This is a genomic window from Polynucleobacter sp. IMCC 29146 (assembly GCF_021395195.1).
Lineage (GTDB): Bacteria > Pseudomonadota > Gammaproteobacteria > Burkholderiales > Burkholderiaceae > Polynucleobacter.
The window spans coordinates 1-11251 of sequence record NZ_JAJVCR010000021.1 but is presented as its reverse complement, the minus strand read 5'-3'; the positions used below and the strand labels follow the sequence as shown (position 1 = coordinate 11251).

The 11251-nt window shown below is 40.1% G+C and carries 12 protein-coding genes; 6 read left to right on the top strand and 6 right to left on the bottom strand.

All coding sequences use genetic code 11. The annotated features are described in order from the left end of the window. Window positions 1-316: 316 nt before the first annotated feature. Complete coding sequence (locus LZT22_RS12460; protein ID WP_233925626.1) at window positions 317-556, top strand: hypothetical protein; 240 nt, start codon at window positions 317-319, stop codon at window positions 554-556. Here the strand turns inward: LZT22_RS12460 and LZT22_RS12455 are convergent. From LZT22_RS12455 to LZT22_RS12445, 3 genes are read right to left on the bottom strand one after another with little or no spacing between them, the layout of a single operon-like run. Next, the gene (locus LZT22_RS12455; RefSeq protein ID WP_233925625.1) at window positions 553-1809 is read right to left on the bottom strand and encodes a beta-ketoacyl-[acyl-carrier-protein] synthase family protein; all 1257 of its coding nucleotides are present in this window, start codon (window positions 1807-1809) and stop codon (window positions 553-555) included. The genes LZT22_RS12460 and LZT22_RS12455 overlap by 4 nt on opposite strands. 1 nt (window position 1810) lies before the next feature. Next, window positions 1811-2038: an acyl carrier protein gene (locus LZT22_RS12450; protein WP_233925624.1), complete on the bottom strand. Its 228-nt coding sequence runs from the start codon at window positions 2036-2038 to the stop codon at window positions 1811-1813. Next, the gene (locus tag LZT22_RS12445; protein WP_233925623.1) at window positions 2031-2486 is read right to left on the bottom strand and encodes a DUF4118 domain-containing protein; all 456 of its coding nucleotides are present in this window, start codon (window positions 2484-2486) and stop codon (window positions 2031-2033) included. The genes LZT22_RS12450 and LZT22_RS12445 overlap by 8 nt, the downstream gene beginning before the upstream one ends. 37 nt (window positions 2487-2523) lie before the next feature. On the opposite strand from LZT22_RS12445, the gene LZT22_RS12440 reads away from it, so the two are divergent. The 3 genes from LZT22_RS12440 (at window position 2524) to LZT22_RS12430 (ending at window position 4937) form a co-directional block, all read left to right on the top strand. Continuing rightward, window positions 2524-3411 (top strand): carboxylesterase, encoded by an 888-nt coding sequence (locus tag LZT22_RS12440; RefSeq protein WP_233925622.1) that lies wholly within the window; start codon window positions 2524-2526, stop codon window positions 3409-3411. Window positions 3412-3422: 11 nt separating this feature from the next. Beyond that, window positions 3423-4160 carry a sterol desaturase family protein gene (locus tag LZT22_RS12435; protein WP_233925621.1) on the top strand — a complete coding sequence of 246 codons (738 nt, stop codon included), beginning with the start codon at window positions 3423-3425 and terminating at the stop codon, window positions 4158-4160. A 63-nt stretch (window positions 4161-4223) separates the two neighbouring features. Next, window positions 4224-4937, top strand: a complete 714-nt coding sequence (locus tag LZT22_RS12430; protein WP_233925620.1) for a MipA/OmpV family protein — start codon at window positions 4224-4226, stop codon at window positions 4935-4937. Between the two features lie 35 nt (window positions 4938-4972). Here the strand turns inward: LZT22_RS12430 and LZT22_RS12425 are convergent, their stop codons facing one another. After that, a complete protein-coding gene (locus LZT22_RS12425; protein ID WP_233925619.1) occupies window positions 4973-6052 on the bottom strand; it encodes a sterol desaturase family protein in 1080 nt (359 codons plus the stop codon). A 335-nt stretch (window positions 6053-6387) separates the two neighbouring features. Here LZT22_RS12425 and LZT22_RS12420 point away from each other — a divergent pair, with 335 nt between their 5' ends. Together LZT22_RS12420 and LZT22_RS12415 are read left to right on the top strand one after the other, a co-directional pair. Further along, window positions 6388-7359: a tripartite tricarboxylate transporter substrate binding protein gene (locus LZT22_RS12420; RefSeq protein ID WP_233925618.1), complete on the top strand. Its 972-nt coding sequence runs from the start codon at window positions 6388-6390 to the stop codon at window positions 7357-7359. A 31-nt stretch (window positions 7360-7390) separates the two neighbouring features. Next, window positions 7391-8737: an arylsulfatase gene (locus LZT22_RS12415; RefSeq protein ID WP_233925617.1), complete on the top strand. Its 1347-nt coding sequence runs from the start codon at window positions 7391-7393 to the stop codon at window positions 8735-8737. A gap of 394 nt (window positions 8738-9131) precedes the next feature. On the opposite strand, the gene LZT22_RS12410 is transcribed toward LZT22_RS12415, so the two are convergent. After that, a complete protein-coding gene (locus tag LZT22_RS12410) occupies window positions 9132-9665 on the bottom strand; it encodes a hypothetical protein (RefSeq protein ID WP_233925616.1) in 534 nt (177 codons plus the stop codon). A gap of 288 nt (window positions 9666-9953) precedes the next feature. Further along, window positions 9954-11093: a kelch repeat-containing protein gene (locus tag LZT22_RS12405; protein ID WP_233925615.1), complete on the bottom strand. Its 1140-nt coding sequence runs from the start codon at window positions 11091-11093 to the stop codon at window positions 9954-9956. Window positions 11094-11251: the final 158 nt, after the last annotated feature.

Below are 11251 nucleotides of genomic sequence, written 5' to 3'. Positions count from 1 at the left end.
CTGCCAGCAGGCTATCAATGAGTTCTTGGGGTACTGCTCGTTTTGCTGCTTCGGTCATCATCATTACTCCTATGGAGTGGGCTTTTACCCATTATTAGACCGTTTACACAAAATTTAGTACACCCCCTTAGCCGGCGCTGAAAATCTATAATAAAAGGAGTACAGTTATCGTTTAAATAAACAATTAACTCAAGTGACTAAATTTTTACTTTCTTTACAGATTCTAGTTTCTACGCTTTACTACTTAAGCGCACCTTTCAATTTAACTTTTTTTATCTATCTTTTCTGGTCTATCAATTTCTGTTCAGTAATCTATTTGTTGATCAATGCAAATAAACTCCATGCTCCCTTGTTACAAACCCTAAAAAAGGCACGCTTAATTTTTACAGCTTCAGTTGTGTTTTTAGAATTAGCGATTAATTTAAACTCGAACTCTTATGCGGCAGATAATTTTCACGGGCTGGTAAGTGATGCAGAGGTCTTGATAACGGGCATTATCTTAGGGGTACTTTGGTTTCATAACATTACCGCACCAATTAAGAAAAAAATTAATTAATTCACATCCCTGGCTAATAGAAGTGAAACGTTTGAGCCACCAAAGGCGAAGGAATTACTCATTGCATAAGGAATCGGTATTTCAGCGGATCTTAATGGCAAGAAATTGAGATCGCAGTCAGGATCGGGTATTTCCAAGAATGCGGTTCCAGGAGCAATTCCTTTTTGCATTGCTTGAATAGTAATCAGCAACTCTAATGCGCCTGCGGCTCCAAGAGTATGCCCATGAATGGCCTTAGTTGAGCTAATCGATAGGCGTTTGGCGCCCTCATCTCCAAATATTTTTTTAAGGGCAATGGTCTCGGCAATATCACCAACTTGCGTGGCAGTACCATGCGCATTAATGTAAACCACCTCGGCAGAGTTAAGGCGGGCCTCTTCTAAGCTTTGCTGCATTGCTTTAGCCTGACCCAGAGGATCTGGCTTGGTAATGTGTGATGAATCTGAGCAAGTGCCATAGCCAATAATTTCTCCAAGGATAATAGCGCCACGCTCTTTTGCGCTAGACCATGATTCCAACATAATTGCAGCAGCTCCCTCACCCAATACAAAGCCACTACGATTTTTTGAAAATGGTTTGCAAGAATTGGCAATATTTTCGAGATCAGGAGTGGCAAGTGTTTTCAACGCCTCCCAAGACTTAATCGACGCTGCAGTAAATAGACTCTCTGCACCGCCTGCAATTGCGCGATCACAGTAACCATGTTTGATGCTACGATAAGCCTCGCCGATCGCATGCGCTGAGGAAGCACATGCTGTGGCATAAGTCATTGAAGGGCCTTTAAAACCCGTCTTCAATGAAATTAATGCCGCTGAACCATTCGCCATTACACCAATAACAGTAAAAGGTCTAACACGCTCCTTCTGTTTGATAAAAATATCCTCGAAGGCACTTTCAACCGTATTTGCGCCCCCAAAACCAGTGCCCCAAAAAATTCCGCAACGATCTAATGTTTTCTCGGGCAGATCCTTTAGCCCAGAATGTTCAAGCGCTTCTCTTGCCGCACTCCAAGATAACTGCGCCACACGATCGAACATGCCTTGTGATGAAGCATCCAATTGGATTGGCAGTGGATTGGCGACTAAACCAGCACAGGCTAAATCAACGGGGATAGCTAGTGCTTTATTAAGGCTGGTTATTCCGGACGTACAAGTAGCGGCTTTTTGAAATTGAATAGCTGCACCAACGCCTAAACAAGAAACTGCACCTAAACCAGTAATAACCACACGATTGGGCTGTGAATCTACACTCACTTTATTTTGCAGAATCAATTAAATCTGCGACATCTTGAAGCGTGGTGAGATTAATAGTTTCATTCGGAATCCGCACTTTAAAATGATCTTCTAGATCAAATAATAATTCTATTTTTCCAAGGGAATCAATCTCCAGTGACTCTAAAGTCATATCTGGACTAATATCATCGATATTTTTATCAAAGCGATCCGCCACTTGCTGAAGCAGAATTTTCATTGTTTCAGACATTATTTTCTTTTTTCAATGCATTCATGAGCTCATTATCGCGGTGCAATAAAATTAAATAGCGCGAGTCTGCAACCAATAATAGTAATTTCGTTTTATACCGCTCACGTTGCAGATATTCAATCAATAATATGCACGTAAAACCCAGTGCAAAGTTTAACGCCCATTGTTGCAAATCGTGAAAGCTGAATTCAAATTCTCCAAAGGGGGCGACAAACCAATAATTAGCATAAAGGGTGCCACCAATAATAAAAACTAAGGCAGGCAAAAAACCAAAGGAATATGCTAAAAAGATCGCTATTAAATAGTAGAACTTATAAGGATTTTCACTATAGAAATCTTGCCCTAAAGCAAATAAACCCCAAGTTATCAAAAAGAATGCCAGAAGGGTTACGGGGTAAATAGCCCGCTTGGGCACCGCGCACCAATTATTGGCATTTTTTATTTGCATTGCCTACCCTTCCCAAAAAAGCCTAAAATATCTTTACATGAATACAATCGCAGCCACTCCAAGCTCTAGCCCATTAATTGTACTATTTCATGGGCTTTCTTCTTCCCCGCTCGAGTTAAGCTATTTGGCTAATGTCCTCAGGAAGAGTGGCTTTCGTGTTGAAACCCCTACTTTTAATGGCTATAACTTTGGTGATCATGCTGGTAATTGGAATGATTGGCTTAATGAGGCAGTTAATTATGTGAGTAATTTACAGATAAAAGAGTCGCTACCCATCTCTCTTGGTGGAGTTTCACTTGGGGCAACTTTAGCACTCGGTGTTGGCTCCAGGCTAGATAATATTCATGCAATTCTGTGCCTATCTACTACCTTAAATTACAACGGATGGGCCATTCCTTGGTACCGAATTTTTGCTAAATTAGGAATATGGCTTGGCTTAGGAGGGCGATTTAAATACAAGGAACGAGATCCCTTTGGGGTTAAAAATATTCAAATTCGAGCCTACATTAAAAAAGCGATGTCAAACCATCAGATTTCAGAAATTGGCGGGTCATATATGACGCTTAACCATATTTATCAAGCGAATCAATTGTGCTCTTATGTGAAAAAAAATCTAGCTTATGTTACTGCTGCAACATTAACTATTCATGCGGTAGATGATGAGATTGCGCATCCAAATAACGTTGAATTGTTGAATCAGTCAATTAGCTCTGAACTCAAGAGATCTATTTACCTTGGGAATAGCTATCATATGATAACGGTTGATAATGAACGCGAAACCGTTGCTTATGAGTCAATTGCTTTTTTAAAAGAAACGTATGACATCTTGTCTAATTCAAAAATTAGAAACAAAATTATTTCTCCTGAACTGCAGCGTTTTTTAAGGGTGGAAAAGTCGCATCAAGAGCTCAATAAATTGACTTAAGGAATTGGCTTGTGCTAACTTCTGAGACGTCAATCATTGCTCTTATTGCAGTTACTGGTTTTTTTATTGGCTTAGAAAAAATTCGCCCATTACATCGTTATAGCCCAGATAAATCCTGGCTTATAAGGCTGTTTATCTTCGGCAGTCTTGGAGTACTACTGACAATAATAATTGGTATATTTTTGGTTCCTCATTTGGGCGCCATCGTAATATTTCCAAATTTTTCAACGCAATTTTTAAAAACTCCCCCCTGGCTTAATGGCCTCTTTGCCTATGTTTGCATTACTTTTTTTGTTTATTGGTGGCACCGCCTTCGACATCACAATAGTTTAATCTGGAAAATATTTCATCAAATTCACCATAGCACCCATCGTATTCAAGCTCTAACTGCGCTGTATGCTCACCCCAGTGATTTCTTAGCGAATGCCCTCATTATTAATGTTGTTGCCTACTCTTTTCTGGGATTAAACATTGAATCTGCAGTCTGGGCATCTCTTTGGGTTAGCATCTTCGAACTCTGGGAGCATACCAACACCCCTACCCCACATTGGCTAGGCTATTTCATTGTCAGACCTGAAATGCATCGCATTCATCATGAACGCAATCGCCATACTAATAATTATGGCCTACCTATTTGGGATATTCTTTTTGGCACCTATGAAAACTCATCTCGCCTAGTAGAATGCGGCTTTGAAATTGATTCGGAGCGCAAAGTAATGCATATGCTCTCTTGCCGCGATATTAAATAAAGTAATTTTTACTTAATGCGTTGCTTCTTCTTTCTTCTTTTTTTTACCTCTTCTTTTTTTTGCTTGGCTCAAGATAAACCCTATGATGATGACATTCCTGATCATTTAGTTGGTGACATTGGTTTAGCAACTTATACCTCTAATTTACACCTTGGTACTTATGGTACGCAGACATTTGTTGCGCCCTATGTTTTTGCTAACTATAAAAGAGCTTTTGCAAGAATTGATATGTTCGGTATTAAAACAGCCAAAATTGGTTATGGGTACCTTGAGGTAACTGGCAAAGCAATTCTCGATAACTTCGTGGTTAAATCGCCCTTCACAACCACAACTATTGTTAAGCGTTACCCCATTCCCATTGGGATTGGCACCTTCCAAGAAACACCAATTGGGGGATTTCTTATCAATGCTTACCATGACTTTAGTCAATCTAAGGGGGCTTTATATGATTTTTCCTACTTCGGTGAGCTTGAAATAGTTCGTAAAATAACCCTGTATCCCCAACTCGGTATTGAAAGACAGTCGAGCCAATATGCAAACTATTACTATGGTTTAAATAACCAACAAGCGAACACCATCGGCTACCAAAGCTATACCGCTCCTGCTACTAATAATTTAATGTTAGGTTTCTTATTAGAAGTGCCAATTATTGAAGACTGGTATATTAATATTTATGGCAAACGCAAGTGGATGGGAAGCGGAATTAGCAATAGCCCGGTCATGAACCGAACATTTGAAGACAACCTATTTATGGCATTAGCTTACCGATTTAAGTAATTTGTATAGGAAAAAATAATCACAAGAGGTTTGGTTCAAGTGGGTTGCTTTTTTTGTCCCATAAAAAACCCTGCATAATACAAGCCGATACTAACCAATATCAAGCACATAATTTTATCGAAATAGGCGTACTGATCTACTGTGATAAAAAAATAAATAGAAAATAAAATTGTCACAGAAAAAATAACCACTGCAACCCATTTCTGCAGCCCCGTCAAGGGTGGGTTATATATTTGAAAAACATTAGCAACTACCTCTGAATCCTTCACCCCTTCGTCATTGGGCCTCCAAGTAGGACCCTTAAAGAAGATTTTGAGTTTCGTTATCAGCCCAGAATAGTTGCGACTTTTCTTATATAGGTTAATAAATACTGAACCAAGCGCCCATAAAGGATTCCAAGAATTTAAGGGGGTTTGGGTGCCATAGATACAGGCGCTTTTTTCTTCCCGATAAGTGCCAAAAATTCGGTCCCAAATGATTAAAACTGCGCCAAAATTTTTATCAATATATTCGTCGTTGATTGCATGATGCACTCGATGATTCGAGGGTGAAGAAAAGACGCTATCAAACCATCCTAATTTGCCGATATGTTCAGTGTGCATCCAGAATTGATAAATTAATACAAATAGGCCAATTAAAACAAATTGATATGGTGGAATTCCGAGTAACGCCATGACTGCAAAAAAGAAGCAGGCAATAATGGGGAAAAAACTTTCCTGTCTTAAAGCAGTAGAAAAGTTAAATAATTGACTTTGGTGGTGGACGACATGAGAACCCCAAAGCAGAGCAGATTGGTGGCTGACCCGATGAAGCCAATAATCTATAAAGTCATATATTAGAAATGCAATGATCCAGCCATACCAGCTTTCCCAAAAAAGCGTAAACGATCTTGCTCCAATATATATGTAGAGTAATTCATAAGCCCCAATTTGAAAAAAAACCAGGCAAAGCAAAATAGACTGGCTTAGTAGTCCCTGGCTGATGCTGCTGATGGTATCGTTTAGCCGATAAGTATTTTTAGCAATTGCTAAGCCATAAAAAAATTCGCCCAACATAAAAATGCTGAAAATGGGGATGGCTATTAGGATAATCTGATTTAGTAACTGTTCGTTCACCCAGCAATTTTAATAGATGAGGCGGTATAAAGCACGTCCCCCTAAAAATAGTCAATATATGCTCTCACTCGCTGTTGATTCGCATCTAAAACTGAATCATTATTTTTTTAACTTGAAGCACCCAAGTGATTAGGCTATCTTTGGCTAGGGTACTGTATTAAACAAACACTGGACTGGATTTTGATGCTAATTAGCGTGCTAATTAGCTCAGGTTTGTATACAAATCAACATAGATATATCTGCTACTAAAAATAATGCTCAAAAAAAATCAATTCGAAGGCTGGGTATTTTCATCAATAAGCTAAACTATTGAAAATTAACGATACTGGTACATGGTGAAAAAATACATAGTTACTTGCTGTATCTTGATTACCAGTATTCTCTCTGGTAATAATTCTTGGGCTGAGGAGTGGCCTAAAGATCGACCTATTCGCATTATTGTGCCGCAGGCAGCAGGCGGCACTAATGACATCATTACCCGAATAATTGCGATTGAGTTAGGTAAAGCCTTAAATCAGTCCATTGTTATTGAAAATAAGCCCGGAGCTTCCGGCGCTATTGGGTTGCAGCTGGCCGCTAATGCTATTCCAGATGGCTATACCTTTGCCATTGCCTCCGACAGTTCTGCCATCCTAAGCGCCACCAGAGAGTCCTTAAGTTGGCGCCTAGGGAGAGATCTAATTGGCGTCGCCTTAATAGGCGATCAACCCATTGGGATCGCAGTGTCAAGTCAAACGCCCTACCTTACATTAGCAGACCTATTGAATGCGGCAAAAAGTAAGCCAGGGACTATTTCATATGGAACCTCTGGCCAAGGTACAAACCAGCATTACATTGGTGAGTGGTTAGCAAAATCAGCAGATTTCAAATGGACGCACATTCCATATAAAGGCGGCGGACAAGCAATTATCGATCTGACCGGGGGCACAACCCCTGCCGCAGTTTTAGGTTTTGCGCCCCTACTTTCACAACAAAAGAAGGGGGGAATTCGCATTTTAGCCCTTACTAGCGCACAACGAAATCCTAATGCCGCAAATGTGCCAACTTTAGCTGAATTAGGTTTTAAAGATATTATTATTACGCAGTGGGTGGGAGTCGTTGCCCCTAAAAATCTACCCCCAGCGATTCTCAATAAAGTTTCTAAAGAAATTTTATTGATTTTAGAAAAGCCCGAGATAAAACTAAAATTACTTGATGTTGGATTAACAGCAAGGCCTATGCCTGCAAGTGAATTTGAGGTATTTTTAAAAAACTCAATACAGCGCTGGATCGAATTAAATAAGATACTAAAAATTCCAGTCGATTAATATTTGCTCTTTATCGCTAATAAATTTTATAATGAAAAAAATAGATACTCAACCAAACGTTGTCTTAATACTTGCCGATAATCTTGGATGGGGCGAACTAGGTTGCTATGGCGGTGGAGCAATTCGCGGTGCGCCAACTCCCAGAATTGATGCCCTTGCCCAAGAGGGCACTCGCTTTCTCAACTTTAATGTAGAAAGCGATTGCGTTCCAACTAGATCTGCACTCATGACCGGTCGACACCCCATTAGAACTGGGGCAATTCAATCGGTTCCAGCTGGCTTACCTCAGGGGATTATCCCCTGGGAAAAAACTATGGCAGAGCTATTTTCAGAAGCAGGATATGCGACTGCAATGTTTGGCAAATGGCATTTAGGCGATAAGGCAGGCCGATATCCTAATGACAAAGGCTTTGATGAGTGGTATGGAATTCCAAGAACTACTAATGAAAGTATGTTTTTTGATTCAATTGGGTATGACCAATCCGTTGTTGAGGCTCCTTACGTGATGGAGGGTAAAAAAGGTAATCTAGCTGAAAAGAAAGAGCTATACGATTTAGAAATGAGACGAAAAATTGATGCCGAGTTAACAAAACGCAGTTGTGAATTTATTCACCGTAATGCAAATAAAAAACCATTCTTTCTTTATGTTCCATTAACTCAGTTGCACTTTCCAACCCTGCCTCACCGTGATTTTGAGGGTAATTCAAATTATGGCGACTTTGCTGATTCATTAATTGAAATGGATGCAAGAGTAGGTCAAATAATGGATGCAATTAATCAAGACGATCTCGCAGAAAATACCATATTCATTTTTGCCAGTGACAACGGGCCAGAGTATCGTCGGCCCTGGCGGGGTAGCGCAGGCATGTGGACGGGTACCTACCATACCGCAATGGAGGGCGCCCTTAGAGTGCCTCTCATCATTCGCTGGCCTAATAAAATTCCAGCTGGAAAAGTGACAAATGAAATTATTCATGTGGTAGATTTATTGCCTACCCTAGCACATATTGCTGACTTAAAAATGCCGATAGATCGACCGATTGACGGGATCGATCAAAGTCAATTTTTACTAGGCAAGGAAGGGAAATCAAATCGTGAAGGATTTGTATATTTTATAAAAACTGAACTTAGGGCCGCAAAGTGGCGTGACTGGAAAATGCATTTTGTTTGGGAAGTAGAGCCTAATGCTGGTGCCAATCATCTAGAAACACCCTATCTATTTAATATTGTCCAGGATCCAAAAGAAGAATCAGATGTGAATACGACACAGGGCTGGGTGAGGGGCCCAATTCGAAAAATGGTAATAAATTTTCAGAACTCTTTAAAAACGCACCCCCCAATACCCCCTGGCGCATCTGATGACTTTAAACCAATCTGAACCATGTTTTGCTTAACCACACGAATTAGCTGTATTTAAGTCCTGAACCAGTATTAAATAGGCAAAAGTACTGGTATAAAAACGGGTTAGAAAGAACTTACGGCTTGGCTCTATGATTACTTAATTTAAATAAAAGTCGTCATATTATTAATTTGCCTCTAAAACTAACCCACCATTGGTCTCTAACTTTAATTGATCCACGTGATCAAGTTTTCTTTTACTAGCGAACTATATTAAAAAGAAGGTGGGCTGAAGTTGGCTGCAAATAAGTATGAGAATGGGTTCAGTTTTAGATGCAAATTAACAACCAAAGGATTTTGCCAGCAATACGCTGTAAAGCAGACCGTTCTAATAATTTTGAACTAAAAGCACATAATTATTTCATTTAGCCTCTCTAGCCATTTGAATATTGTGGATTGAAGGTTTGAAAAAGGCTAATTATTAAAATAGCTAGAAGTAGTAATAATGAAATGAAATTCATGATTCGCTCTTTTTTGGCAGTCCATACCCACCCCAAGAAACCAATAATGGCCAAGACTACGGCTAATACAGCCAACTGAGAAAGATTTATCAATAATAGGGTTGCTATATTCCAAAAGCCTTTGGCACCTGGAACGAGATCTTGATTGACAATATATTGCTCTTTCCCGGCACCAAAAATACCGACAAATAAAGTTCCAATCCAATTAGCCCATAACGAGATATACAAGGAAACCGTGGCAATAGACTTAGTAAATCTTGGAAGAGATAATTGAGGCCACATCCAAGCAAAAGAAAAGAACACTAAAGCTTGTAATGCTCCAATTAGGTGCGCCTGTAAGATGCCTATTTTTGCTAATGCATAGGGCGAATAAATTGGCGCTAAAAGCCCAAGCACCAACATGATGAGTCCGGATATCAAAAACCGTTTATCGTATTGAGAGTTCATTTAATCCTCAAAAATATGGTGTTAGTAATACTACTGCAGTAATAAATTAAATGGCCAAAAATATAGGCATCGATCTTTGTTTTAATATTAGGTATCTAGTAATATATTTGCAAAAGAGGTGCTATTAACTGCCTCATATTGCGCAAAAGCCAGTCAAGCGTTACTTAAAGTAACGCTCAAAAGATAAAACCCCCGCTATTGCTAGTGAGGGTTTTTATGGTGGGCCCAAGAGGACTTGAGCCTAGGACTAAAGGATTCCGGAACTAATATTATTGGCCTTACTCAGCTCTATTTTCTTGAATAAATCTCTGCCGATGCAATTGCGCCGCCGGTGTTTCCTCCCACGCTTGCGCCACCCACTATTAAGACATCACCATTTAATAAACGCGCTTCTGCATGACGCCAGCGAGGTACTGTCATAGATCCAGTAACAGAAAAGGTGCCTGTAATTGGATCATAAAGCTCTGCAGAAGAAAGGACATTTGTCAGATCGTATCCACCTGCAATCAAAACCTTGCCGTCAATCAACAGTGTGGATGTTTGTCGACCAGTTGGAGTGTTCATTGACCCCGTATAAGAAAAAGTACCAGTTTGTGAATTGTATAAACTAGCAGAGGCAAGGACAGAATTATTTTCACCATATCCGCCAACAATCAGTACTTTTCCATCTAACAAAAGATTGGCCGTTGGAAAGCGTCGAGGTGTACCCATTGAGCCAGTCACACTAAATTTACCAGTAATAGGATCGTAAATTTCTGGTGCATCTAAATTGGTTCCATTATAGCCACCAGCTATTAATACGTTACCGTTATTAAGTAGGGTTGCTGTTGCGTTTCGACGTGCAGTAGACAATGATCCGGTAGAAGAAAAGGTTCCGGTAGTAGGATCGTAGACTTCAGCGCTAGCAAGAGCACAGCAATTGCTATCGTAGGAATATCCGCCTACAACCAACACCTTTCCATTATTGAGTAATGTTGCTGTTGGGTTTACACGTGGGGTACTCATATTGCTGGTTACCTGCCACGTACTAGATGCGGGATTATAAATTTCAACAGTACTAATACCAGTTCCATCAACACCCTCACCGCCAGCTACAAAAATACGCCCATCTAAAAGTCGCACAGAGGCTGCTGCGTAGCGCGGATTTGTCATCGATCCAGTAGCGCTAAATGTTCTTGAGGTAGGGTCATAGAGATCAGCAGAGGCAACAGCGATACTTGCAGGTCCCACTCCACCCGCCACCAGTACCCGACCATCGGCCAATAAATTCGCCGTTGGCATAGAGCGAGAAGTTGTCATCATGCCAGTTGCAGTAAATATACCCGTAGTGCTAGATGATGTCGATGATCCTGAATCTCCATTACCACTGCAAGAAACTAGGAAAGCGGCAATGAAGGTAGATAAAGTCAATAAGACAAATTTTTTCATATGTAAAGCTCTATTAAAATTTAGGTTGGCGGGTAATCCCCCCATTTTTAACATAAGCTAAAAGTAGAGGCTGGTACTGCAAGTGCTAGTTTTTGCTTAGGTGTAATTCCCCCTAAGCCCATATTCGGTCTTTCATGATTGTATGTCCACATCCAGTC

What these genes read in the sequence shown, in the direction of transcription:
- LZT22_RS12450 (WP_233925624.1), bottom strand. Translation starts at nt 2,038, where the DNA reads ATGTCTGAAACAATGAAAATTCTGCTTCAGCAAGTGGCGGATCGCTTT.
- LZT22_RS12445 (WP_233925623.1), bottom strand. Translation starts at nt 2,486, where the DNA reads ATGCAAATAAAAAATGCCAATAATTGGTGCGCGGTGCCCAAGCGGGCT.
- LZT22_RS12440 (WP_233925622.1), top strand. Translation starts at nt 2,524, where the DNA reads ATGAATACAATCGCAGCCACTCCAAGCTCTAGCCCATTAATTGTACTA.
- LZT22_RS12415 (WP_233925617.1), top strand. Translation starts at nt 7,391, where the DNA reads ATGAAAAAAATAGATACTCAACCAAACGTTGTCTTAATACTTGCCGAT.
- LZT22_RS12410 (WP_233925616.1), bottom strand. Translation starts at nt 9,665, where the DNA reads ATGAACTCTCAATACGATAAACGGTTTTTGATATCCGGACTCATCATG.
- LZT22_RS12405 (WP_233925615.1), bottom strand. Translation starts at nt 11,093, where the DNA reads ATGAAAAAATTTGTCTTATTGACTTTATCTACCTTCATTGCCGCTTTC.